Origin of the sequence: Sporosarcina sp. FSL K6-5500 (assembly GCF_038005665.1) — a bacterium.
Taxonomy (GTDB): domain Bacteria; phylum Bacillota; class Bacilli; order Bacillales_A; family Planococcaceae; genus Sporosarcina; species Sporosarcina psychrophila.
On the sequence record NZ_JBBOTP010000001.1, the window covers coordinates 1366576 to 1390779 of the forward strand.

General features: G+C 41.0%; 23 protein-coding genes and 2 riboswitches. Of the genes, 10 read left to right on the forward strand and 13 right to left on the reverse strand.

Going from position 1 to position 24204, the window contains the following annotated elements:
- Positions 1-42: 42 nt before the first annotated feature.
- Genes MKX62_RS06210 through MKX62_RS06220 form a run of 3 tightly spaced genes read right to left on the reverse strand, consistent with a single transcriptional unit; the run spans position 43 to position 3162 of the window.
- Complete coding sequence (locus MKX62_RS06210) at positions 43-2316, reverse strand: sensor histidine kinase (protein WP_340741053.1); 2274 nt, start codon at positions 2314-2316, stop codon at positions 43-45.
- Between the two features lie 2 nt (positions 2317-2318).
- On the reverse strand, positions 2319-2495 hold the full coding sequence (locus tag MKX62_RS06215; protein ID WP_340741054.1) for a hypothetical protein: 177 nt from the start codon (positions 2493-2495) through the stop codon (positions 2319-2321).
- Positions 2473-3162 carry a response regulator transcription factor gene (locus MKX62_RS06220; protein WP_067213561.1) on the reverse strand — a complete coding sequence of 230 codons (690 nt, stop codon included), beginning with the start codon at positions 3160-3162 and terminating at the stop codon, positions 2473-2475. Before MKX62_RS06220 ends, MKX62_RS06215 begins: the two co-directional genes overlap by 23 nt.
- Positions 3163-3392: 230 nt before the next feature.
- Here MKX62_RS06220 and MKX62_RS06225 point away from each other — a divergent pair, with 230 nt between their 5' ends.
- Genes MKX62_RS06225 through MKX62_RS06235 form a run of 3 tightly spaced genes read left to right on the forward strand, consistent with a single transcriptional unit; the run spans position 3393 to position 5756 of the window.
- Positions 3393-4271, forward strand: coding sequence for a hypothetical protein (locus MKX62_RS06225; RefSeq protein WP_340741055.1), 879 nt, complete (start codon positions 3393-3395; stop codon positions 4269-4271).
- A complete protein-coding gene (locus MKX62_RS06230; RefSeq protein ID WP_067213565.1) occupies positions 4264-4821 on the forward strand; it encodes a hypothetical protein in 558 nt (185 codons plus the stop codon). Before MKX62_RS06225 ends, MKX62_RS06230 begins: the two co-directional genes overlap by 8 nt.
- A gap of 26 nt (positions 4822-4847) precedes the next feature.
- Positions 4848-5756 (forward strand): CPBP family intramembrane glutamic endopeptidase, encoded by a 909-nt coding sequence (locus MKX62_RS06235; RefSeq protein ID WP_340741056.1) that lies wholly within the window; start codon positions 4848-4850, stop codon positions 5754-5756.
- A gap of 40 nt (positions 5757-5796) precedes the next feature.
- Here the strand turns inward: MKX62_RS06235 and MKX62_RS06240 are convergent, their stop codons facing one another.
- The 4 genes from MKX62_RS06240 to MKX62_RS06255 all read right to left on the reverse strand — a co-directional run bounded on the left by MKX62_RS06240 (position 5797) and on the right by MKX62_RS06255 (position 8999).
- Positions 5797-6666, reverse strand: coding sequence for a DMT family transporter (locus MKX62_RS06240; protein ID WP_067213566.1), 870 nt, complete (start codon positions 6664-6666; stop codon positions 5797-5799).
- A gap of 134 nt (positions 6667-6800) precedes the next feature.
- Entirely contained in the window at positions 6801-7838 is a 1038-nt protein-coding gene (locus MKX62_RS06245; RefSeq protein ID WP_340741057.1) for a beta-carotene 15,15'-monooxygenase, read from the reverse strand.
- 258 nt (positions 7839-8096) lie between these two features.
- The gene (locus tag MKX62_RS06250) at positions 8097-8219 is read right to left on the reverse strand and encodes a hypothetical protein (RefSeq protein WP_340741058.1); all 123 of its coding nucleotides are present in this window, start codon (positions 8217-8219) and stop codon (positions 8097-8099) included.
- A 150-nt stretch (positions 8220-8369) separates the two neighbouring features.
- Entirely contained in the window at positions 8370-8999 is a 630-nt protein-coding gene (locus tag MKX62_RS06255) for a nitroreductase family protein (RefSeq protein ID WP_338654732.1), read from the reverse strand.
- 134 nt (positions 9000-9133) lie between these two features.
- Between MKX62_RS06255 and MKX62_RS06260 the strand changes: the two genes are divergently transcribed.
- The 4 genes from MKX62_RS06260 to MKX62_RS06275 all read left to right on the forward strand — a co-directional run bounded on the left by MKX62_RS06260 (position 9134) and on the right by MKX62_RS06275 (position 12239).
- Positions 9134-9469: a winged helix-turn-helix transcriptional regulator gene (locus MKX62_RS06260; RefSeq protein WP_231885738.1), complete on the forward strand. Its 336-nt coding sequence runs from the start codon at positions 9134-9136 to the stop codon at positions 9467-9469.
- 258 nt (positions 9470-9727) lie between these two features.
- A riboswitch (PreQ1 riboswitch) is annotated at positions 9728-9774 on the forward strand.
- Between the two features lie 7 nt (positions 9775-9781).
- Positions 9782-10264: a QueT transporter family protein gene (locus MKX62_RS06265; RefSeq protein WP_067213570.1), complete on the forward strand. Its 483-nt coding sequence runs from the start codon at positions 9782-9784 to the stop codon at positions 10262-10264.
- 67 nt (positions 10265-10331) lie between these two features.
- A complete protein-coding gene (locus MKX62_RS06270; protein WP_067213571.1) occupies positions 10332-10562 on the forward strand; it encodes an excisionase family DNA-binding protein in 231 nt (76 codons plus the stop codon).
- A gap of 186 nt (positions 10563-10748) precedes the next feature.
- Positions 10749-12239, forward strand: coding sequence for a BCCT family transporter (locus MKX62_RS06275; protein ID WP_067213572.1), 1491 nt, complete (start codon positions 10749-10751; stop codon positions 12237-12239).
- Positions 12240-12279: 40 nt separating this feature from the next.
- On the opposite strand, the gene MKX62_RS06280 is transcribed toward MKX62_RS06275, so the two are convergent.
- The 3 genes from MKX62_RS06280 to MKX62_RS06290 are packed head-to-tail and all read right to left on the reverse strand — an operon-like array spanning position 12280 to position 15411.
- The gene (locus MKX62_RS06280) at positions 12280-13266 is read right to left on the reverse strand and encodes a homoserine dehydrogenase (RefSeq protein ID WP_338654728.1); all 987 of its coding nucleotides are present in this window, start codon (positions 13264-13266) and stop codon (positions 12280-12282) included.
- Positions 13224-14090 (reverse strand): hypothetical protein, encoded by an 867-nt coding sequence (locus tag MKX62_RS06285; protein ID WP_340741059.1) that lies wholly within the window; start codon positions 14088-14090, stop codon positions 13224-13226. Before MKX62_RS06285 ends, MKX62_RS06280 begins: the two co-directional genes overlap by 43 nt.
- A gap of 31 nt (positions 14091-14121) precedes the next feature.
- On the reverse strand, positions 14122-15411 hold the full coding sequence (locus tag MKX62_RS06290) for an O-acetylhomoserine aminocarboxypropyltransferase/cysteine synthase family protein (RefSeq protein WP_187046140.1): 1290 nt from the start codon (positions 15409-15411) through the stop codon (positions 14122-14124).
- Positions 15412-15536: 125 nt separating this feature from the next.
- Positions 15537-15652: riboswitch (SAM riboswitch) on the reverse strand.
- Positions 15653-15797: 145 nt separating this feature from the next.
- On the opposite strand from MKX62_RS06290, the gene MKX62_RS06295 reads away from it, so the two are divergent.
- Positions 15798-16433, forward strand: a complete 636-nt coding sequence (locus MKX62_RS06295) for a glycerol-3-phosphate acyltransferase (protein ID WP_067213576.1) — start codon at positions 15798-15800, stop codon at positions 16431-16433.
- Between the two features lie 62 nt (positions 16434-16495).
- Here MKX62_RS06295 and MKX62_RS06300 read toward each other — a convergent pair whose 3' ends face one another.
- Together MKX62_RS06300 and MKX62_RS06305 are read right to left on the reverse strand one after the other, a co-directional pair.
- Positions 16496-17854, reverse strand: a complete 1359-nt coding sequence (locus MKX62_RS06300) for an aspartate aminotransferase family protein (protein WP_187046141.1) — start codon at positions 17852-17854, stop codon at positions 16496-16498.
- Between the two features lie 40 nt (positions 17855-17894).
- Entirely contained in the window at positions 17895-19358 is a 1464-nt protein-coding gene (locus tag MKX62_RS06305) for a CoA-acylating methylmalonate-semialdehyde dehydrogenase (RefSeq protein WP_338656742.1), read from the reverse strand.
- Between the two features lie 150 nt (positions 19359-19508).
- Between MKX62_RS06305 and MKX62_RS06310 the strand changes: the two genes are divergently transcribed.
- Together MKX62_RS06310 and MKX62_RS06315 are read left to right on the forward strand one after the other, a co-directional pair.
- Positions 19509-21131: a PucR family transcriptional regulator gene (locus tag MKX62_RS06310; protein WP_340741060.1), complete on the forward strand. Its 1623-nt coding sequence runs from the start codon at positions 19509-19511 to the stop codon at positions 21129-21131.
- A 243-nt stretch (positions 21132-21374) separates the two neighbouring features.
- Positions 21375-22784, forward strand: a complete 1410-nt coding sequence (locus MKX62_RS06315; protein ID WP_338654718.1) for an amino acid permease — start codon at positions 21375-21377, stop codon at positions 22782-22784.
- A 167-nt stretch (positions 22785-22951) separates the two neighbouring features.
- Here the strand turns inward: MKX62_RS06315 and MKX62_RS06320 are convergent, their stop codons facing one another.
- Complete coding sequence (locus MKX62_RS06320) at positions 22952-24040, reverse strand: DmpA family aminopeptidase (RefSeq protein WP_187046145.1); 1089 nt, start codon at positions 24038-24040, stop codon at positions 22952-22954.
- Between the last annotated feature and the right edge of the window lie 164 nt (positions 24041-24204).

Sequence of the window (24204 nt, forward strand, 5' to 3'; positions counted from 1 at the left end):
ATAAGGGCTTTGCATACAGCTTATTATTTGTATATCTATTTGTTAAACCGCCGCCACGACGACCGTTACTTTGAATAAATCCCCATCTACTTCGATTTTCATATTCCCATTATGCAAATCAACGATGGATTGCGCAATCGCAAGACCAAGTCCTGAACCATCTGTATGGCGTGATGTATCCGCCCGTTTAAAGCGTTCATATAATTCGTCGATATTTTCACCGAGCTCATACTTCGTCACATTTTTCACGACGAATTCGGCCGTATCCCCTACTTTTCGAAGCGTAATATAGACACGGGTACCCGGCAATGTGTACTTGATGGCATTAACAATCAAGTTATCCAATACGCGCCACCATCTTTTCCCGTCCACATAGGCAACGAGTGCAGCTTCAGGGAAATTCACCCTAAAATCCAGTCCTGATTTCGAGATTTCTTCTTCGTGCTCTGCAAGGGCTTGTTGGAGTAATTGCGTCATATCAACACGCTGCTTGTTAAGCTCCAAGTTACCACTTGCCATTTTCGATACTTCGAATAAATCCTCGATTAACGTCTTCAAACGCTGTGACTTTTTGTCTAAAATGTCTACATATTTTGTACGTTCTTCAGCTGTAATGTCTTCCTTTTTCAAGAGATCCGTGTAGGTAATAATTGATGTCAATGGAGTCCTAAGATCATGACTGACATTCGTAATTAGTTCTGTTTTCAAGCGTTCGCTTTTCGCTTGTTCAGTCACAGAAATATGGACACCTTCACGAAGATTATTCAAATTCTTAGCGTGTTCCGCTAGTGGTGATTTCCCCTCAATATCAATTTCTTTGTGCAATCGCCCATTCGCCATCGCTTCCGTAGCAACCATAATGCGATTCAAATACGCTGTTCTTCTCACGAAGATATAGAGGAATGGCAATCCAGCAAACAAGACAAGCGGAATATAAACCATAATTAAAATAGGTTGGATGAGGACAATGCAAAATCCGATACCTGCTAGGAAAAAGCCAATTAACAGTAGGAACATTTGAATACCAATGGATCGATTCAAGAACATCCCTTGCCACGCAAGTATGAACCTCATACTGTAACTCTCTTTAATATCCTGTTTTAGCGCTCCCCTAACTTTTACACGCTCTACAAGTAGGACCAATTGGAATACTATCGCCCATAGGAAGACCATTAAAATGACAAGCGTCATTCCGAGAATGACTCCGGATTCTAATCTATAATGAGTAAAAAATGTAACATAGCGGCCTACAGCATTTCCTAATAAAACCCAAAAAGCACTAGCTGAAAGCAATAGCAATGCTGCTTTCAGGTCAATTTTCTGCCGTTGGTATCTCTCTACATAATAGCTTGTCGTGACCCATTCCTTGTTGAAACGTATAACTGTCAGCAAAGTCGCTAAAGCAAGTATACCAAGCGTCCAAAGGACATATAAAATTAACTGTTTTTGATTATATTGTTTTACATTTTTACCCAGAGAACCTTTCTGCAATGCACTTTGCGGTACAACTACAGTCCCCTCAAACTTCTTCACAGTTTGTGGCTGAGTAGACTCCAAAGCGGCGTCTTGTGCATGCTCTGACGCAGTCTCTTCTGTTACGGTTGAAACAGTATCTCTGAACGCCGAAACTCCACTTTCATAGGCCTCTGACGAATAACTATCATAATAAAAGTCATCCAACTGATTAGGCGCCGCAAAGAGATAACCTTCCTCCGCACTGAAAGTCTCTTTATAGCCCGTCGTAACATGGATATCTCCTGAAGTGAACTTTTCTCCCGTTTGACTATCCGTTAACTCATAAACAACAGGAAAATAAAGATTTTCCTCGGTGTTCTGAATGCGTCGCTGCAACTCTTCTTCTAGCTGTTTCTCTTTACTTGCACGGATCTTTACTTCTACATGCGCGTCCGATTCAAAGTTCTTCCGAATGTCGTCAATTTTCGCATCGCGCTCTTCTATCAATGTCGCTTTCAGCTTTTCACTTTTCACCGCTTCCGCATCGGTGATTCGTTGCGTATATTGCACTTCAATATTACCAATCTGCTCAGAAAGAGTACCATAGTAATTACGATGCTCTTCGATTTCGGATTTAGTAACTGTAATCCGTTTTTTCTCCGCTTCTATATCAATCGGATTCAAAACAGCTTGAGTAAGATTTCCATAAAAGTTATTCATTTCCCATTGAAAATCATTCGACTCTACATAGCTCTTACCAATATAACGTAAGTTGCCACCTGTCACTGAAAGCAATGCCGTTAAAAATAATACCGCTAATGAAGTCCACACAACAATTTGTATACCATATTTCTTTTTCACCATCATACACTCCCTTTCATCAGCCGTGTGAGATAAGCGATGGCCCGACTAGAACGTTCCACACCATTGCCTACCAAGTCAATGATATAGGAGAAACAGTAACCAATACTCAGTGCCGCTATAACAATTGCAAGAATCGACCAGAAAGTAGTATAATCATTTTTCGATTTTGTAACCAATGCCCCATACCACCTTTACATACCTTGGATTTTTCGGATCTGCTTCGATTTTCTCACGAATTTTACGAATATGAACTGCGACAATATTTTCAGCATTGTACGCCGCCTCGTTCCAAACCCGTTCATAGATTTCACTGATAGAAAACACACGTCCTGCATTCTTCATCAGTAATTCTGTGATTTTGTATTCGATAGGAGTCAGCTTTACTACATCACCATCGACGGTTATTTCCTTCGCCTCTTCATCAAGAACAAGTCCGTCGATTTCTACTTTTTTCTGACCGTCATATGTACCAAATTGAATATATCGACGTAATTGAGACTTCACACGTGCCATCAATTCCATTGGATGGAACGGTTTGGTCACATAGTCATCGGCTCCCACAGACAAACCGTGAATTTTATCTGAATCCTCCGCTTTTGCACTTAACATGATAATCGGGATATTGCGCACTTCCCGAATTTTGAATGTCGCCGTAATACCATCCATATTCGGCATCATAATGTCGAGAATGAGAAGATGGACGTCGTTCGACTCCAATAACTCGATCGCCTCTTTGCCATCCGCCGCCTTTAGTACGTCGTATCCTTCATTTTTTAAATAAATTTCAATCCCGTCACGGATATCCTGATCGTCATCCGCTACCAACACCGTGAACTTCGCCATCTTCCGCACCTCGCTTTTCTTAACTCTATGATACCAATTGTACCCGCCAAATCTTAACATTTACCAATTGTAATTATGAAGAAAGTCTTAAGATGTGTTTTTAGCTTAACTTTCTTTACCAGAAAAAATATGATTGTTAAACTTTCATATTTGAATGAATGCCAATATCGCCTAAGTAACGTAGAGGATATATTATCCATTTGATATACTAGATGGAAGGGGGCGAGTTCATGAAAGAACGATTTTTCTGGGTGGCGCTAAGTTTAATCGGCATAAGCTGGATGTTGAATTCCATTTATGCTTACTCAAAGCAACTCGATGAGCCCATATTCTTGGACCACTATATCGATGCGGAGTATCAGGATGATTTTTATATGACATTTTATTATTTAACGAACAAAAATAACTCATCAGTTGTCTCATCTGTTTCTACCGGCGAACTAATCGGTTATCCAGAAGACTCTTATTTTTTCGATGAACAAGTTCAAAACAACCAGGTATTCAATCACCATGTTTTACGTAGTACCAACGTGAGGTTTAACTTTGACCCAACCACTCATACAGAAAATTATTCTTTTACAGAAATAGATGTCTCATTTTCTGATGGAAATAGGATAACTGTTCCTATTGGTATCGTGACGATTCGACCGCGTGTAATTGAAGAATCCCCTCTCGAACAAGTAAGTTCAAGTGGGGATGGCTATCATTATCGGGCTCTAGAACCACTGACAATCGAAATGATTAAAAGCTCATTTCAAGACGTTTTGCAGGATAATTTCTTTATTAAAATAAATTCGTCCTCCACTCCTTCACTACCTGAACGAACCTATGAAAAGTTTCTTGACCAAGAATGGAGCAGGTTACCCGGACTAGATTTGCAAAATATACAATTCCCACTGAACTTAAAGAAAAGTAAAAGAATAAGTGTCTACAGCCGGTTCGCCGCAGACTTTAAAGCTGTGTTAGATGTGAACATCTATATTTCGGGAACAACCGAGTCAGGTAAGCCTTTTTCTACAGTAGGCGGTCTTATTGTGCGTCCTTATTTGGAACAAAAAGATGTCAATGCAATTATCAAGGAGAAAACAAAGGGGGATACCAATGGATAAAGCATTAAGGTATATGTTCTGGGGGTATCTTTTCATTTTTTTCCGGGTCCATATTGGTTTTGATTGGCTAGCTGACCCTGTCGGATATTATTTGATTTACTCCGGATGCTTCATGCTTATCGATAAATATCCTCATGCAAAAAAAGCAGGAATCGTAGCTGGACTAGGCATAGTCATTTCTTTCCCGGCAATTTTCGTTAATCTTTCTGCGCATTATCTCGGTATTTGGGAAGTCTATTCACTTGCTTTACTCGTCCTAAAACTGATTGTCGCCTATTTTCTTTTCGCTGTTCTAAAAAGTATTGTCAATGACTATGCTAATCAAGCATTGATAAACCAGACGAAAAGTGTCTATACATTTTATATAGCTATCCACTTATCCGTGCTTATGCTCATGTCATTTTCCATGAATATAGCTGAGGACCAATGGATCACACTTACATTCATGCTGACAATGGGCGCCTTAGTTATGGATATCATGTTTCTTCTACTACTTGCAGCCATTCGGCAAGCACAACCGCGACAGACAGCTCACGACTATTCGGTATGAAAACAGTGGAAATTGGGAGGGATAAGATGTTTAAAAACCAATCAGGTCAAGTAAGGGCTGGCTGGCTTATTTTACTAACTTTTATAGCCATGCTAATTGTTCAACAGTTATTCTCACTTCCAGGGATTCTTTTATTGATGTTCACTGAAGCACCTTTTAGTGAGGGATTTAGTTATCTCGATATGCAAACTGCTTTCGATTCACACCCTTGGATTTTCCTTTTAATGCAAGGCGGTGGTACAGTCGGTGGAATAGTGATTACTTTTTTACTATGGCGTTTTATAAATAAAGGTTCCATGAAAGAGCTCGGCTTTAGAGGTTCGTTGAAAGACTTATGGTTTGGACTGTTTCTTGGTGCATTATCGATTATCTTTATTTTTATTGTATTGATGGCGACCGGCAATGTGACACTCCTTAATTCATTGTCAAACCCTCACTTCTCAATATTTATGATTACTTTTCTAGTTCTATTTATTCTTGTCGGAATCTTTGAAGAGATGTTCTTTAGAGGATATGTCATGTCCACCATGGCAAGTAGGGGAAATAAAAAGTGGGTTATCTACGTAGCATCCGCTTTAATTTTCAGCATCGCCCATGGTGCAAATCCAAATGTAAGTCTTTTAGGATTAATGAATATTGCACTGGTCGGGCTTTTATTTGCTTATATGTTTGACGCCACAAAAAGTTTGTGGCTACCGATTGGTTATCATATTACATGGAACTACTTCCAAGGGAATGTTTTTGGATTTGCGGTAAGCGGTACTGCACCAAATGGCATCTATAGTGTTGAACTAGTCGAGGGGCATGATTGGCTGACTGGTGGTGCATTCGGTCTAGAAGGTGGAATCCTAGCAACGATGCTAATCTTGGTCGGTTTTATCGCTACAAAGCTTTATTCCAAATCGAAAAACAAAAAAAATACAGGAAGCCTTTAAAGCTTCCTGTATTTTGAATTTCAAAAACAAACAAGACTATTCAAACTTTCACTTTCCTACCACTCAACGTCAACACAAGAATTCCACCAAGCAACATCGCAATACCCATCCACGACGTTCCAGTCAGTCGCTCACCTACAACAATCACACTCAATATAGCAGCAGTAAGTGGTTCAGCAAGTGACAGCGTGACTGCTGACGATGAAGGTATCCGTTTCAACCCGGCTGAAAACAGGATATATGCCACACTGGTTGTGACGATCCCAAGATACAACACAACAGAAATTCCACGCCCCGTCATAAGCCCTTCCGTTTCAAATAAAAACAAGAATGGCATGAGCATTATCGCACTCATCGAAAAGATAACCGCAACAGCAGGCACAGGATCTACCTTGTCTAGTACGTCTTTATTGACGAGTGTATAAAAGGCAAACAACAATCCAGCTCCAAGCGACATCGCGATTCCCACTGGATTGACAACAATCCCATCTCTATTTAAAAAGAGCAGTGCACAGCCTATAATTGCAAGTGCTGTCGCCATGATCCACACCCGGGTCGGACGGCGTTTCAATAGTAACCATTCAATGATTCCAGAAAAAACTGGAGCACTTCCGATTGTGACGACCGTGCCTATAGCAACCCCCGTTAGTCTTACAGAAGAAAAAAATAAATATTGAAAAATAGCCATTGAAATAGCTGCGTACAAGGTAGATTTCCACGGCCAATTTCGAAAATCGATTTTACGCATAATGAGCAAAATAACTAGTAACGAAAAACCCCCTATAGCAAGCCTCGATGCCCCAACTGCCAAAGGATGAATCGTTTGCGGCATGAATGTTTGGGCTGTGCCAGTCGTCCCCCAAAGTATCGCACCTACCAGCACGACCAGATATGAAATACGTTGTGACAAAGTGATTCCCCCTTACTCTCTCTACAGTAGAAGATACCACATAAATCAAATTTTCCAATACCTTAATTCTACTTAATTGAATCCACAGTTGATTATACGAACCTAGCTAAACTGGTGAGATACAACATCTATCTTCATAACTTTTGCTTCACCTGTTCTTTAAACCTCTCCGAATCATCTACTCGAATAGCTACTTGATCATAGAATTTCTTTACCCCCATCAACAGTGTCGCTTCTACTGGATATTTCAACTTTAATAGGACACTCGGGTACACTTTCTCAAAATCACGTGCAATAAAATCGATCGTATTCTTCGAAAATTTTTGTTCCAATACATCAGGGTCTTCTATTATTTCCTCAATATCTTCCCATCGGATTTCCATACGCTTCATCAAACCTAGAGAAACATACATACTTTCATGCTCTATCTGTAAAGGATTGAAACGTAGTGCTTGAATATCACCTAAAAATAACAGGACTGAGTAGATGTTTATCACTAGCAGAATTAGCGATAAAATCAATGATTTATCGTGCAACCACCAGTGAATACCGATTGTTTCAATCACAATTGCATGGATCATCATCACTTGAAAGGCGATTAAACTTGATTTTTTGTAGAGTGTGAACGTATTGTCTTTTTCTTGCGGTTTCTTTTTCCAAATACAAAAAGCATAATAAAACATGAGCATTTCCGAACAAATCACTTGAATAATCGGATGCTTTCTTACCTTTTCGTCCACTGCATGAGAGAAAGAAAATAAAAGTGGTAAAGGGCTTTTCTTCACCGTTCGAATGATTTCGGGTAAATATTTAAAAAGAGTTACTAACAACAGAACTTCAAGTAAAACGAGTGCACCTTCTATTGCAAAACCTGCTAACGTAATCGTCTTAAAAGGAGCTAAATACTCCATCGGAATCATAAAGCGTGCAACCATAAGGCCCCCAGCCATCAACACAATCAGATACTTCCAACTCATTTTACGTTGCCAAGCTAAAAATAAAACGGGTGCCACAATGGTCAAATCAAGGATGGAACCTAGCACGACACCATTCGTTTTTGTAGGCAACAGGTTAAGCCCAAAGGAAGAGCGATATAAAGCAAAATTAGAAGCCAAAACAAGTAATAATAAGATTAGCCATACAATATGGATTGATTCCCTTTTATATACCATGTTATCCACCTCCCTTTTTTTGAGTTATAATATTTTCCAACTTTTGAAATATACGATGTAACTCCTGAATATCCTTCATTCCTAACTTTTCCTACTACTTTTCGTTAATCGTTTGCTCAATTTATGTACGTTTTTCGAAATAGGCTATCCTTAATTGATCGAGTTTTATTTGCAATTCCCTACGGTTTTCTTTATTCATTTTTCTCAGGTCTGTTAATAATTAACTTACAGTATTTGACTTAAATTGCAACCTTGTCGTTAGCTCGCTTGTTTTGCAGATGCCTTATTATCAATCACATCTTGGTATTCGGAATCTGATTGCAATTCATCTCTTCTACGTTTAATAATCTCTTTCATATTGTTAGATAACCTAGAATCCATTACAACACCTTCTTTCGTTCCGATTAACAGTTAATTAGTATTAACCATAAATACAACTTAACAAAATGTCAATAATTGTTATTAATATAAGCTAAAAATCTGTATACAAAAAAGCCCGAAATGCATGTAGCATCCCGGGCATGAAATTTCTTATATAAAACGCACAACTTCATCTAAAGGCAAGCGGGAAGACCCGTATGCCGGGGCAGCGGCCTTTCCTAAGGCAATCAGTACAATTGGGAATTGATCACTAGGAAGGTCGAATCTCTCAGCAAATTTCACTTTATCAAAGCCACCTATTGTTGAAGTATCATAGCCTTTTTCTTTGGCAATCAACATCAATTGCATAGAAACAAGCCCCGCATCAAAAGAAGCGATATTCATTCTTGCCTCTCTTGGAATAGTTGGATAGACCGCATTCGTACTGGCAATCGTACGATCTTTAATCGACTCATCCATATGACCTTCTGCAACATTTTGCGTATAGATTTGCTCCACTTTTTTATACGCATCGATATTACCTAAGACAGCGATAACGGCAGATGAATCCCCCACCTGGACTTGATTGTTAGCGATTACTTGCAGTTCTTTCTTCACCTCGGGGTCTTGGATAACTATAAAACTCCAAGATTGCAGGTTACTAGATGAAGGAGCTATTGTTGCCAGCTTCAGCATTTCTGCAATTTCCTCTTTTGCGATTGTAGCGTTCGGATCGAACACCCTTACCGATTTTCTGTCCTTCATTACACTATATAAATGTGAGTTCAATGTTGTAGTCATTGTATTGCCTCCCTTTCTAAAACTTACTAATAGTAAGTACCTGCATTCAACTTACCATTAGTAAGTTTGTTATGTCAACCCTAACGATACATGTTAAGATAGATGAAAGATAAAGCAGAATGGAGGTTCGACTAGTGAATCAACCGAAAAATTGTGGGAATTCATCACATGTCTGCAACAACTTTCACGATACAATTGAATTTATTGGTAAGAGATGGATGGGGGTAATTATTTATACACTAATGTCCGGACCCAAGCGTTTTCATGAAATCACTGAAGGTATTCCAGGGATATCAGATCGACTTTTAACAGAACGGTTGAATGAATTAATCAAAGAAGGCCTCGTTACAAAAAAACAACTTGAGCCTTCTTCTACTATAGTTGGATATGAGCTAACGGACAGCGGGATGGAATTAAAAGAAGTTATTACTGCCATACGGAACTGGATGGCAAAGCGAACAAACCTTTAGATCCGAAAGGTTAGAAAATTCATTAAACTCCCAAAGAAGAGCTATTTCCCCTAGAGGTTGATAGCTCTTTTCCCTCGCCTTGATTAACCACATTCATCATTCCTACACTTTTCTCGATCATTTATACCGAGCTGTTCCATGGCCCAACGAGACTCTGACATCGATATTTATCCTATCCAAATTCTTACTTCTTCATTTTTCACATGTATTGACATGTACGAATCAAAAACACTATGATACACTGGATTGCAGGCTTTTTAACACGTGGTTCGTCAACCATCCCACGCTAAAAAAACTAGGAGGAAATGAATAATGAAAATAAAAACAATGGCCATTAGCGGGATTATCGCCGCTTTATATGTAGCTGTTTCCCTATTAATAGCACCATTAGCATACTCAGCCATCCAATTTAGAATCCCTGAGATGTTCAACCATCTTGTCGTGTTCAATAAAAAGCTCATATTTGGAATTGTGCTTGGTGTATTTGTGACAAACTTATTTTCCCCACTTGGTATGTATGACTTATTTTTTGGGGTAAGCCAATCAATCCTAGCCCTTTCAATTACGATTTTCTCTGCTAAATTCATATCTGGAATATTCAAGCGAATGGTCTTCAACACGCTTGTTTTCACCTTTACAATGTTCATCATTGCTTTCGAGTTGAATCTAGCATTAGAACTGCCTTTCCTACTTACCTGGTTAACAGTCGCAATAGGTGAATTCGTCGTTATGGCTATCGGGATTCCGATTATGATGATTTTAAATAAACGTTTGAAATTCGAAAAACTTATTTAACATAACCCATCCCCTCCATTTCACTGTTAGCGATTGAAATAGAGGGATTTTTTAAGGAGATGGATCGATGTACATAACAATCCAAGAAACCGCTGAACATCTAGGTATGCCTGTCGAACAAGTAGAAAAGTACGTGCGGGAAGGTCGCATCCGTTCCGTCCATGATGGTGAAAAATTCCTTATTAACAAAGATCAGTTTGGACTCTATTTAGAACAGCTCGAAATGTTAAAACACCAAATCGATGAATGGCGGAACGAACCTATTCCACCCGATCGTGACATTAAAGATGAAGATTGAAAAACCGGTTGAAAATCTACGGATTTTCAGCCGGTTTTGTTTTATTTAAGATAGGGTATCGTTCCGTTAAAGGTATGGAAATCGCTATAAGAGAAAATACTAAATACATCGATTGGTTGCTTTCAATATGCTTTGCTAGTATAGTAAGAAGCTGTTTCCAAATTACCAGCTCCACGAGGGGGAATTATGAAGAAAATTTCAAATGTCTTTTACATCACAATTGGTCTGATTATTTTGACCGTCGGATATGGCGCGTTTGCACCTGAAAGTTTTGAGGCTGTTACAACGAATGTCCGAAACTTTGTTGCGTCGTCTTTCGGTTGGTACTATATGCTGCTCATGTCATTTATGTTAGCGCTCAGTTTCTTTTTCATCGTCAGTCCATACGGAAAAATCCGGCTTGGAAAAGATACGGACCGTCCGCAGTTTTCAACAGTTACATGGGTTGCCATGCTGTTTTCCGCCGGGATGGGTATCGGCCTAGTCTTTTATGGTGCCGCTGAACCATTATCACACTTTGCAATCAGTCCTGCTTCGGAAGATCCAAATACGGATGCTGCTTTCAAAGAAGCCTTACGTCAATCTTTCTTTCACTGGGGGATTCACATATGGGCCATGTACGGAGTCATTGCGCTATCTTTAGCCTTCTTCCAGTTCCGCAAAGGGGAACCGGGATTAATTTCAGCAACATTGAAGCCGATATTCGGTGAAAAAATGGTTGGACCATGGGGTACTCTCGTCGATGTACTCGCCGTTTTCGCAACAGCATTCGGCGTTGCTACATCACTCGGCTTCGGCGCTGTTCAAATTAATGCAGGCCTAAACTACTTATTTGGTGTTGAGATCAATATCTTTTCACAATTTGTCATCATCGCAATCGTCACGGTCCTGTTCGTTGCATCTGCATGGTCAGGATTAAGTAAGGGCATAAAATATTTATCGAATACAAATTTAGTCCTTGCTCTTGCACTGCTTGGATTTATCGTCGTTCTTGGACCGACATTACTCATTTTCAATATGTTCACTGATTCATTTGGCGGCTACTTTTCAAACCTTGTCCAAATGAGTTTCGGTACAGCACCATTGGACTCTACCGACCGGAAATGGCTTGACGACTGGACAATATTCTACTGGGCATGGTGGATTTCATGGGCACCGTTTGTCAGTATGTTCATTGCCCGTGTTTCAAAAGGCCGTACAATCAGGGAGTTCATGATTGGCGTACTTGCTGCACCTACTTTGCTGGTTACATTCTGGTTCTCAGCGTTTGGAACGACAGCGATTGATATCCAGAAAAAAGGGCTTGTCGACTTGACGCAATCCAGTACAGAACTGACGATTTTCGAAATGTTCAATGTTATGCCAATGTCGTTCATGATATCAGTCTTCGCAATTTTATTGATTGTATCGTTCTTCGTTACTTCAGCCGATTCAGCAACATTTGTCCTTGGCATGCAGTCAACGAATGGTTCGTTGACACCGCCGAATAATGTGAAGCTCATTTGGGGCGTTATCCAATCGACAATTGCGCTCATTTTGCTATCTGTCAACGGCCTCACCGCTTTGCAAAACACGATCATCATCGCTGCATTGCCCTTCTCTTTCGTCATGCTGCTCATGGTTGTCGCGTTGCTCAAAGCGTTGAAAGCCGAATTAAAGTTGATGAAATTAAAATAATAACTAGAAAAAGCGATTCCATAAATGGAATCGCTTTTTCTTAACTATTAACAAGAACCTTTTCACGTTTTCCAATCATTTGAAGGAAGTCTCCGACCATTGCGCTTGCCGTTGGGTACATACCTGCACCCGGACCGACAAGTGTTAAGGCACCGAGATAGTCAGTTTCAACGATGATTGCGTTGTCCACACCTTCGACACCATATAGCGAATGATAAGTTCCGATAAGTACCGGGCCAACACTTCCGTGCAATGTCCCCTTTTCGTCAATCAAAATATCAGCGACATGCCGATAACGAAGCTTAGCCTTAGATGCATCCGCCACATCTTCAATAGTAATCTTGTCGATTCCAACAACCGAAACGTCTTGCCAATTTGGTTGCGTACCGAATGCAAGTGCACTCAAAATCATCAGTTTCCGAAAGGCATCTTTGCCACTTATATCGTCCGTCGGATCCGCTTCCGCATAGCCAAGCGTCTGTGCTTCGTGAAGCGCGGCTTTAAATGGAATTCCCTCTTCCCGCATCTTCGTTAAGATGAAGTTGGAAGTGCCATTCAAAATACCTCTAATTCGTAACACCCGGTCTGTCGGTAACAAGTTTGTCACCGTACGGATAATCGGTATGCCACCCGCCGTCGTTGCTTCATACCCAACGTAAACTCCACGGAACTCCGCATGTTTTAGTAACGCCGGACCATGTTTCGCAAACATGGTCTTATTCGCAGTTATTATATGAAAACCTTTTTCTATTGCATCCGAAAGAAACGTATAAGCGGGTTCTTCTCCAACAATCGCCTCAAATATGAGGTCAATGTCCGGATTTAACAGGATTTCTTGAATGTCATCCGTTATCTTCGTTCCAGGTGTCGCTAGACGTTCTTTCTCCTTATCCCGGACCAAAATGGAAACAATGTCGATTGTACAGCCCATTTCCCGCTTAATCTCTTCTTTCCTTTCATTCAAAATCCTATAAATCCCTTCACCTACAGTGCCGAAGCCAAGTAGAGCGACTTTGATTGACGCCATAACGCCACCTCCATGGACTGTTTGATGATGAGTCCCCATTTTTCAAATTCCGTTAAAAAACTTTCATAGCCATGTTTTGTATTGACCAAACAATATATAGAGTTGGGAATCATATAGGCGAACGTTCGAATTTCATCCGTCGGAAACATCGGATCGTGTGTAAACGCAAACGCCACCACTTTTGCAGATATCAGGCGGGAAGCTAGTTCAACGCCTCCTCGACCACGGCCGATGTCATGCGTATTCATGGCACGGATTAAGGGGTAGAAGCTCTCCATGTCATTTCTGCTATTCCCAAAAGGAGATTCCATGTTCCCAATTTTAGTTGATTGTGGTGTCACCGCCATCGGGAAAAGAATATCCATACCCTCGGGATACATAATGCCCCATTCCAGTACACGCATGCCACCGAGCGAACCCCCGATGACCGCCCTTAATCGATTGACACCTAATACCGTCAGCGCTCTCCGTTCTGCATGCACCATATCTCGAATCGTTACTTCTGGAAATAAATTTCTATACAGCTCGCCTGTGTCCGGATTTACAGTTAACGGTCCTGTTGATCCGTCACTTCCGCCAAGTGCGTTAAAAGAGATAACGGATAATTCATTTGTATCGATACTTTTTCCTTTGCCGACAAGACCGCTCCACCAACCCGGATAGTCATCCGTTCCAACTGTCACGTGACTTCCTGTCAAGGCATGACAAACAAGTACATGGGGTGCATCCAACCTGCCCGTTCTTTCATAGGCAAGCTGTACATTTACCAAGACGACTCCTGATTCCAATACCAGATGCCCGATTTCCACTATCCCCGTCTCCACGATTGTCACGCCCTTTCTTGTCACCAAAAAATTATACTGTTACTGGTACCGCTAGTTCGATTGCTTGTGCAAGGTCTGCAATAATATCTTCCGCGGATTCAAGGCCCACCGATAGTCTAATCAATTCTTCAGTCACACCTGATTTTTTCAAGTCCTCAGGCCCAAGCTGCTGATGCGTCGTTGAAGCTGGATGGATAATTAGTGATTTTGCATCCCCAACATTCGCAACATGCGACCAGATTTTGACGTTATCAATCACGTTCCGGCCTGCATCCCGTCCACCTTTAATACCAAATACAATAATGGAACCGAAGCCGTTTTTCAAGTACTTTTTCGCAAGGTCATAAGATGGGTGATCTTCGTTGCCTGTATATGTTACCCATTCGACAGATGGATGTTTTTTCAAGAACTCCGCTACTTTAACGGCATTTTCATTATGTCTTGTCACACGCAAATGCAGTGTTTCAAGTCCTTGGAGGAAATTAAATGCACTATCTGGATCTAAGCAAGGTCCGAAGTCACGCAATAGTTGAACGCGTAGTTTAGTCGCAAATGCCGCCGCTGCTGTATCAATTCCGTAACGGAGACCATGATATGACGCATCAGGCTCTGTGAAGCCAGGAAACCTCCCTTGCGTCCAGTCAAATGTACCCGCATCAACAGCAACTCCACCGATCGTGGTACCGTGTCCGCCAATCCATTTTGTAGCGGAATGGATGACAACATCCGCACCAAATTCGATAGGATTCGAACCATATGGCGAAGCAAATGTACTATCAATAAGAAGCGGTAGACCGTTTTCATGCGCAATGTCCGCAACCGCTTCAATATCGAGTACATGAAGACTCGGGTTACCGATTGTTTCTGCGAATATTGCTTTTGTTTTATCTGTAATTGCTGCACGGAAGTTTTCAGGATCTGTTGCATCGACAAACTTTACATTGATACCGTAGCGCGGAAGTGTAGCGGCGAATAAATTATAAGTACCGCCATATAAGTTGCTTGCTGCGACAATTTCATCTCCAGCACCAGCTACGTTCAAGATAGAGAAAGCGATAGCTGCCATACCTGAGGAGAATGCAACTGCCGCCGTACCACCTTCAAGAAGCGCAATACGCTCTTCAAAAACTGCAACAGTTGGATTTGTAATTCGTGTATAGATGTTGCCTGCTTCTTGTAGTGCAAATAGTTTTTGAGCATGTTCTGTATCACGGAATACAAAAGATGAGGTTCTATGAATTGGAACTGCGCGTGAACCTGTTACAGGATCCGGTTTTTGTCCACCGTGCAGAAGAAGTGTTTCGGGTTGAAGTTTTGTCATCGTCATTACCTCCAGAGTTTTTTTAGATGGATGTGATTGTAATGGGCGGAGACGTTAGGGGTATTTTTGGAATGAAAAATAACCCCCTTCGCTTAAGAAGAGGGTTACGCTTTCGCTTATTCCTCCCCTTATCTTTCAGACCGTTCGCACGAATCTGTAGGAAGTAGCACCTTTGCAAGTTAGTCACTTGCTGGTTGCCGGGCATCGCAGGGCCTATTCCCTCCGCCGCTCTTGATAAGAGTTTGTGATATTCAGTTTTCCATCTTGTGACATAGTATAGTAGATATCTCAATACTTTGTCAATAGTTTACCGAATAATATTTCTGAAACTTGTGTCTATGTGGAATGTTACACTTAGACTACCGTTATTTTAGGAGGAACTTGATATGTGGTTATGGATTGTAGGCGTGCTCTTATGGGGATATGCAGTTGGTTGCCTGCATGGATCAGTTGTTGCGCAGAAAATATCCGGCGTTAACTTGAAAGAAACCGGTGTGAAAAATGCCGGTGCCTCGAATGCGACCATTGTTCTCGGGAAGAAGTTCGGCGCATTAGTTGCAGTAATCGATATCAGTAAAGGTGCAGGAGCTGTCTTACTTGTGCACTATTTCGCAGAAAACGCAGGATTTTCAGAAGCCTTTGTGGCTTTACTTTTATTTCTTACAGCCGCCGCAGCCGTTATTGGCCATAACTTTCCATTTTATATGAACTTTAACGGCGGAAAAGGAACAGCGACAATAATTGGTGTACTGCTTGCAATCGACTGGCAGATCGGGCTCATTGGTTTTGCATTATTTGTCGTCGTAGCGCTAGTAACAGACTTTCTCGTGTTTGGTGTGCTGATGCTCTACGTCACGCTCATCGCGATGGCAGTATTGGCAGACGGATACTGGCCAGTCGTAATAGCAACTTTGTTATTTGCAATCGCCATTTGGAAACATCTCGAGAATTTTCAGCGTATGAAAGAGCGTAGCGAGAAGCGCGTTTCAATGGTCTTTAGAAAAAATAAAACCAAAAACTGAGGACCCCTATAATTGGAGGTTCTCCGTTTTTGGTTTAGCAAGATTAAAAATCTCATCCTAACTCATGCATTTTCATTGAACACTTTCTTCATAACCGCAATAATAAAGTCCACGTCTTCATCGGTACAAGACAGCGGTGGGCTTAGCGCTAGAATATTGTTATAGCCAGCAACTGTATCGCCGTTCCTTCCAATAATAAGTCCATTCGCCTTACATTCGCCAATGATTTTCGCAACACGGGCGTTTGCAGCAGGTTCTTTCGTTTCTTTGTTCTCTACAAGTTCAATGCCTAACAAGAATCCGAGCCCGCGAATATCGCCAACAAAAGGATGATCCAATAAGCAAGCCAACTCTTTTCGAAGGCGCTCGCCAAGCTCAGCCGACCGTTCAACAAGATTTTCTCTCTCAATGATTTCAAGATTCTTCAACGCGACTGCACAAGCCGCAGGATTCCCGCCAAATGTATTAACATGCCGGAAATGACTGTTATCTTCTCCTGTATCGAACTTTTCATAAATATCTTTTCGAATAGCCGTAACCGAAAGTGGCAAGTAAGCGCTCGTTAGTCCCTTTGCCATCGTAATAATGTCCGGTTTCAACTTAAAATGCTGATGACCAAAGTCTTTCCCAGTTCTGCCGAATCCACAAATGACTTCATCAACAATTAGCAGTACACCGTGGCGTGTACAGATTTCCTGAACCTTTTCCAAGTAGATTGGATGTGGGATGAGTATACCGCCTCCTGTAATAAGCGGTTCCATAATAATCCCAGCGATTGTTTCCTTCTGTTCCCAAATGATTTTCTCTTCAAACTCTTGGGCACGTTGTATGTTGTACTCCTCAATTGACTGTCCCGCAGGTCTGCGGTAATTGTCCGGAGGGGCGATGTGCAAGAACCCCGGTGCAAGTGCCTCATACTTGTATTTCCGCAGTGCTTGCCCTGTTGCTGCCAGTGCCCCCATGGAGCTCCCATGATACGCACGATAGCGGGAAATGAATTTGTAGCGTGACGGTTCCCCATTTTGCTGATGGTATTGACGCGCAAGTTTAAACGCTACTTCGTTCGCATCGGATCCGCTGTTTGAGTAAAATATTTTATAGTCACCACCAAGCATTTCATTCAACTTTTCTGCAAGCAGAATAGCAGGCTCATGACTTTGGGTCATCGGTGCATAGGCCATCTTTTTCATCTGATCATAGGCAGCTTGCGCTAGCTCCTCACGACCATAACCGACATTCACACACCATAGTCCAGACATTCCATCTAGATAACGATTGCCATTATGATCTGTAATCCAAGCTCCTTCCCCACTCTCCACTACCATTGGTGGGTTCTTTTCATTATAGGAAGAAATATGGTGCCAAACGTTCTCCCGGTCCTTTTCAACTAATGACCCTGTAGTCTCTTTTGCTGTAGTCATCTTCTTTACCCCCTCCTAATTTCACGATTAATTTCTAGTATTAGTGACGCGCAGTCAACATTTTCTTACGTGTGTAAAACTCAATTCCGTCGCGACCATTCGCATGCAAGTCACCATAGAATGATTTTTTATAACCAGAAAACGGGAAGAACGCCATCGGAGCTGGAACACCAAGATTCACACCAAGCATCCCCGCATCAATTTCTTCTCTAAACTTCCGGATTGCACTTGCACTATCTGTAAATAAACAAGCCCCGTTTGCAAACTCTGATTTATTCGCAAGTTCGATTGCTGCATCCAATGTATCCACTCTTACAATAGATAGCACAGGAGCAAAAATCTCTTCTTTCCAAATTTTCATTTCCTGAGTGACATTATCAAAAATTGTCGGACCGACGAAATAACCGCCTTCGGAAGTAGACTTGTCTTCACGGCCATCCCGTAATAGTTTGGCGCCTTCCTCAATACCTGATTCGATGTAACCCAGTGTCTTGTCTTTATGTGAATTCCTAATAACAGGTCCAAGGAAAATCCCTTCTTCTAGTCCATTACCAATCGTCAGTTTATTCGACTCGTCTACTAATCTCTCGACAAGTTCATCTGCAATATCACCAACTGCAACGACAACCGCACAAGCCATACATCTTTCTCCAGCGGATCCGAAAGCTGCGTTAATAATATTTGTGATCGTCAAATCCATATCCGCGTCCGGCATAACGATTGTATGGTTTTTCGCGCCCGCTAATGCTTGGACACGCTTACCATTTGAAGTTCCTGTTTTATACACATACTCAGCAACCGGCTGTGAACCTACGAACGACACGGCCGGAATATCTGGATGATTGAGAATGCCATTTACGACTTCATGCGCACCATGGACGATATTGAAAACACCGTCAGGCAGACCCGCTTCATGCAATAATTCTGCAAGACGGTTCGCCAAAAGTGGCGTACGCTCTGATGGTTTTAGGATGAATGTATTTCCACTAGCGATTGCAAGTGGGAACATCCAGCAAGGGACCATCATCGGAAAGTTGAACGGTGTAATTCCACCAATTACGCCTATTGGATAACGATACATACCCGATTCAATGTTCGTTGCGATATCAGGAAGCTGATACCCCATCATTAACGTCGGGGCTCCTGCAGCAAATTCAACACACTCAATCCCGCGCTGTACTTCGCCATACGCTTCAGCATAGTTTTTACCGTTTTCAATCGTAATGATTTTCGCTAGTGCTTCCCAGTTCTCTATTAACAATTGCTGGTATTTAAATAAGATCCTTGACCGTTGAGGAACAGCAACCTTCTTCCACTTCGCAAATGCTGTTTTCGCCGCCTCTACCGCTTTATTCAAATCTTCAAGTGTGGAGATAGGAACTTCGGCCAATATTTCTCCTGTCGCTGGATTTGGTACCTCTTCATATTTATCTGTCGTTGATTTTACCCATTGTCCATTGATGAAGTTTGTAAGCGTCTTCTTTTCTACCTGCGTTAAAATCATTTTCATTCCCCCGTTCTATTGTTCTTGCTACTTTACGCTATCTTCGCTAGACTTCATATTATACTTTACAAATAATTTAGATTACTTTCAATTTACACTTTGTCTAATCATTAGGCGATTATTTTAACGTTATGGAGGTCTACACCTATAATGAATACCTTAAAACTTACTGTCCGCGATGTTCTTTCACGAAGCTCATTCAAACACGCCAAAGTCGTTGCAGGAAAAGAAGGATTGGACCGTCAAGTAAAATGGTCTCATGTATTAGAGGTAAAAGAATTCGATGCCTTAATAAATGGAGGAGAGATGATTCTTACGACAGGCGTTGGCTTACAACTCGATCTTCCAAGCCAGCTAATGTATGTATCGAGGCTGATAGAAAAAGATGTGGCATGTATATGTATAGAAGTAGGACCTTACTTTAAGCTAATTCCACCTGAAATTATTGAACTCGCAGACAAACACGCATTTCCATTCATCGTCTTCGAAAAAACTGTGAAATTTGTCGATATAACTCAAGACCTTCATACATTTATCATTAATCAACATCATCAGATGCTTTCACAACTCGATATCTTATCAAGGAAATTCATTACACTTTCTCTTGCACCCAACGGTATTTTAAAAATCCTACAAGAACTAAATCAATTTTTCCGACATAATATCCTGTTCATTAGTGATGATACGAAGCCTTATTACTATCCGTCTGAGATCAAAGAGTTGGAAATAACCATCCGAGTCCATCTTGAAAGATCCCCATCGATCAATACAGGACAGAAATTCCTCATGCTGAAGGATCAGAAATTTGCACAAATGCCTGTTAGTGGGCTAGGACAAATTTGGGGATATCTATTCCTCGAGGTGACAGAACAACTGTCGGATGAATTTCCATTCCTCATATTAGACCGCGCTGCACTTGCAATCGCTCAAATTTTGTTACGCAACCGAACAATAGAAGAGCGTAAACAGAATAACGAAGATGAATTCGTTCGGAATTTATTGAGCGGCAGATCCTTTGAACAGGAAGACCTTCATGCCTATTTGCCCTCCAAAAGCCGCAATACGTATTTCAGAGTTTTCATCATACAGATGAAGACATTCGAAACGAATCTTGGTGAAGAAGAATGGGAAGAGATTAAACTGCAACGCTCGATGATGATACGGTCACTCTTTAAACGTAATGGGTTCTTCCCCGCAGTTGCATCCAGTAAAAGTGAGATTGTCATCATTGCATCCTTCATCGCTGCAGATCACTTGATAGATGAGACTAATCGTTTTTCTCAAATCATTGAACATATTGTAAACATAAAAGACAACACTTTCATTGACGGAACCAGATGTACATTTGGAGTAAGTACAGTCTACAAAGAAATTACGGATGCAAAAAAAGGATACAAAGAAGCTGGAGATGTTTTAATAATGCGCGAGTCTGGCATTACAAAATCATATTTCTATGAAGACTTAGGCATTTATAGGCTTCTTCTATTAGTAGAGAACAACGGTTACCTTGAAACATATGTCCAAGATTACTTATCTACAGTTTTCGACTACGATCTGAAGATGGAAAGCAACCTCTTTGAAACACTTTGTGTTTATCTCGAATGCGGTGGATCGAAAAAAGAGACTGCAGACCGTCTTTTCATAGTTAGACAAACACTGTACCACCGTCTTGAAAAGTTGGAATTACTTCTAGGCGAAGACTTTATGGAGCCATCTAAGCGTCTAGCGCTTGAGGGTGCTATCATGACCTCTCGATTGTTAGGTAATAAGTAAGTTAAACCGGTTGCGCTACTAAACGCAAACCGGTTTTCATGTTCAATGACCGGACCAAAATAGTGCAGCAAGTCCTTATTTTACACTCCGTAAAATTTAAATTCATTTCATCTTACAACTTGTCTACAAATTTTCAGATTTATTTCTGTATGATTGACTTAACAACTTAAAAGAATATTATAACAAATGATTGGAAACGCTTACATCTTAAAAAATTCACTATTTACACAAGGGGGAATGTATATGTCTAATCAACAGGGACAGTTAAATCCAGATTTAAAGATCCGACACATTAGTATGATTTCAATTGCCGGTGTTATCGGAGCAGGTTTGTTTATCGGAAGTGGAGCAGTTATTAATGCGTCTGGACCAGGTGCGATTCTATCCTACGCTTTTGCAGGAACAATTGTCGTCTTGGTTATGCGCATGCTTGGTGAAATGGCGGCCGCCCATCCGACAAGCGGATCCTTCTCTACATATGCAACCGAGTCGATTGGACCATGGGCAGGTTTTACAATCGGATGGTTATATTGGTTCTTCTGGGTTGTCGTTATAGCAATTGAAGCAATTGCCGGTGCTGCTATTATGCAATACTGGATTCCAGAATTCCCACTTTGGTTAATGGCATTAATCTTAACCATTTTGTTAACACTGACAAATCTTTTTTCAGTAAAATCTTTCGGGGAATTTGAATATTGGTTTTCACTCATAAAAGTTGTAAGTATTGGTTTATTCCTTGTCCTCGGTCTTTGCGTGATTTTCGGATGGTATCCAGGTGTTGTTGCACCTGGAACAGTAAACCTCTTAGGGACAGGTGGATTCATGCCAACAGGATTCGGTTCCGTCTTGTTAGGAATTACAGTAGTCATTTTCTCATTCATGGGTACCGAGATTGTTACGATTGCTGCTGGCGAATCAGATCATCCGGCGAAAGCGGTCCGAATTGCGACAAACAGTGTCATTTGGCGGATTCTTATCTTCTATATCGGTTCTATTGCGATCGTGGTCACTTTGTTGCCATGGAACTCTGCAAATCTGCTGGTCAGTCCATTTGTTGCCGTTCTCGATTATATCGGAATACCTGCCGCAGCCCAGATCATGAACTTTGTTGTATTAACGGCGGTTCTCTCTTGTTTAAATTCAGCATTATATGCCAACTCACGCATGTTATTTGGAATGGCACAGAAAGGCGAAGCGCCAAAAGCCTTTTTAAAATTGAGTAAGAAGGGCGTTCCTGTTCGAGCAATCTTATTCAGCACGGTTTTTTCCTATATAGCGGTCATATTCAGTTACGTATCACCCGATAAACTATTTTTATTTCTCATCAATTCATCAGGGGCTGTCGCACTTTTAGTGTATCTTGTCATCGCCTTCACACATCTAAGAATGCGCAGAAGATTAGAACGTGAAAACCCTGAAGCACTTCAAATTAGAATGTGGTTGTTCCCTTATCTAACGTATGCGACTATTTTCGTTATTACAGGAATCTTTATCGCAATGCTCGTCATTGAATCGTTACGTGTGCAGGCAGTACTTACCTTGCTCATTGCTGGGTTAACCATCGCTTGTTATTTCATCTTTGTTCGAAAGAAAGAAGGTATCAAGGAATTGAAGAAGGGAATTATACAAGCTTCTTCAAGAACGCTTCGCTAATAAATCTAAAAGTCCGGTATCGCCCATTCCATGAGCGATACCGGATGTTTTTATTCCGCTACATACCTATCCATTTCTTAATTGCTGAGCCAACGCATTCATCTTCATTTATTATTTATTATTTATTATTTATTATTTATTATTTATTATTTATTATTTATTATTTATTAACGATTATACTTCTTCATTACTTCCATCAGTCGTTCATGATCAATAGCTTCAACTACTTTCCCGCTTGGTTTAAGAGCGGACATACTTTCCGCTGCAATCATAGCGTTAATAATCGCCTCATCAATCGCATGACAAGCTTGCTCATAAATCGGGTCAAACTGTTGATCATTTGTGACTTTCATAGTTAGGATTGGGTCTTCCTTTTGATGAATAGACATTTCATTTGCGGTTGAAAATGCAAGAAATATATCACCGGAATCATTTCCCCCCGGACTACCACTCCGTCCAATCCCAATGGATGCACGTTTCGCAAGTCTTTTTAGTTGATGAGGTAACATTGGAATATCAGTCCCGATAATTACAATGATTGAGCCCATTTCCTTTGTGTGTACTATATTCTCAGTCAAGTGTTCTCCAACTGGGACACCTGAAACTTTTAGCCATTCCCTTTTACCGTAGTTTGCTTGCACAAGTACTCCGATGTGGTATTCCTCTCCATCGATATCTAGTTTACGAGAAGAAGTACCCGTTCCCCCTTTAAACCCGTAACAAATCATCCCAGTTCCTCCGCCAACATTGCCCTCCTTCAATTCGCCTGATTGGGCAGATTGTATTGCAGCCAAAACATGCTCTTCTTTAACATGAAGCCCATTAATATCATTTAAAACACCGTCATATGTTTCAGCAACGACAGGCATAGCCCATAAATGTTCATTTAAGAATTGATCTTGATAATTATCTATCATCCATTTGACTACCGCCTGGTGGACAGTACCAACTGAATGCGTATTTGTAATACATATCGGGCTTAAAAAGTATCCGCCGTCGTTTATCCAATGTGTACCTGTCATTTCACCATTGCCATTAAACGAAAATGTTCCAGCCCAGATCGGCTTCATTTCATTTTGTTTACCACGTGGCAATATGGCAGTTACTCCGGTGCGAATTGGACCCTTACCCACCTCTAATGGACCTTCCCCTTCAATGATTGTTGAATACCCAACGGTAACCCCTGGAACGTCAGTAATTGCGTTATGTAATCCCGTTTCTCCTTCAAATTTCAACCCTAAATCTCGTGCTCGCATCTAAGTCACCCCTTAAATTATATTATTTAAGCCCTTTTTAAAAAATATCGCTATCACATTCACTATACTTCATTTTTTTCAATACTCATTAAACAAATGGTGCATGTAAATACTTGAATCCCTTACATATTGTCCACCTTGTATCCAATTACAAATAAAATCCG

Bases quoted from the DNA above. Each gene is read 5' to 3' on its own strand.
- MKX62_RS06300 (WP_187046141.1), bottom strand. From the start codon at position 17,854: ATGACTACAGCAAAAGAGACTACAGGGTCATTAGTTGAAAAGGACCGG.
- MKX62_RS06275 (WP_067213572.1), top strand. From the start codon at position 10,749: ATGAAGAAAATTTCAAATGTCTTTTACATCACAATTGGTCTGATTATT.
- MKX62_RS06265 (WP_067213570.1), top strand. From the start codon at position 9,782: ATGAAAATAAAAACAATGGCCATTAGCGGGATTATCGCCGCTTTATAT.
- MKX62_RS06220 (WP_067213561.1), bottom strand. From the start codon at position 3,162: ATGGCGAAGTTCACGGTGTTGGTAGCGGATGACGATCAGGATATCCGT.
- MKX62_RS06315 (WP_338654718.1), top strand. From the start codon at position 21,375: ATGTCTAATCAACAGGGACAGTTAAATCCAGATTTAAAGATCCGACAC.
- MKX62_RS06320 (WP_187046145.1), bottom strand. From the start codon at position 24,040: ATGCGAGCACGAGATTTAGGGTTGAAATTTGAAGGAGAAACGGGATTA.
- MKX62_RS06255 (WP_338654732.1), bottom strand. From the start codon at position 8,999: ATGACTACAACATTGAACTCACATTTATATAGTGTAATGAAGGACAGA.
- MKX62_RS06310 (WP_340741060.1), top strand. From the start codon at position 19,509: ATGAATACCTTAAAACTTACTGTCCGCGATGTTCTTTCACGAAGCTCA.
- MKX62_RS06230 (WP_067213565.1), top strand. From the start codon at position 4,264: ATGGATAAAGCATTAAGGTATATGTTCTGGGGGTATCTTTTCATTTTT.
- MKX62_RS06290 (WP_187046140.1), bottom strand. From the start codon at position 15,411: ATGACAAAACTTCAACCCGAAACACTTCTTCTGCACGGTGGACAAAAA.
- MKX62_RS06235 (WP_340741056.1), top strand. From the start codon at position 4,848: ATGTTTAAAAACCAATCAGGTCAAGTAAGGGCTGGCTGGCTTATTTTA.
- MKX62_RS06295 (WP_067213576.1), top strand. From the start codon at position 15,798: ATGTGGTTATGGATTGTAGGCGTGCTCTTATGGGGATATGCAGTTGGT.
- MKX62_RS06225 (WP_340741055.1), top strand. From the start codon at position 3,393: ATGAAAGAACGATTTTTCTGGGTGGCGCTAAGTTTAATCGGCATAAGC.
- MKX62_RS06305 (WP_338656742.1), bottom strand. From the start codon at position 19,358: ATGATTTTAACGCAGGTAGAAAAGAAGACGCTTACAAACTTCATCAAT.
- MKX62_RS06280 (WP_338654728.1), bottom strand. From the start codon at position 13,266: ATGGCGTCAATCAAAGTCGCTCTACTTGGCTTCGGCACTGTAGGTGAA.
- MKX62_RS06245 (WP_340741057.1), bottom strand. From the start codon at position 7,838: ATGGTATATAAAAGGGAATCAATCCATATTGTATGGCTAATCTTATTA.
- MKX62_RS06250 (WP_340741058.1), bottom strand. From the start codon at position 8,219: ATGGATTCTAGGTTATCTAACAATATGAAAGAGATTATTAAACGTAGA.
- MKX62_RS06270 (WP_067213571.1), top strand. From the start codon at position 10,332: ATGTACATAACAATCCAAGAAACCGCTGAACATCTAGGTATGCCTGTC.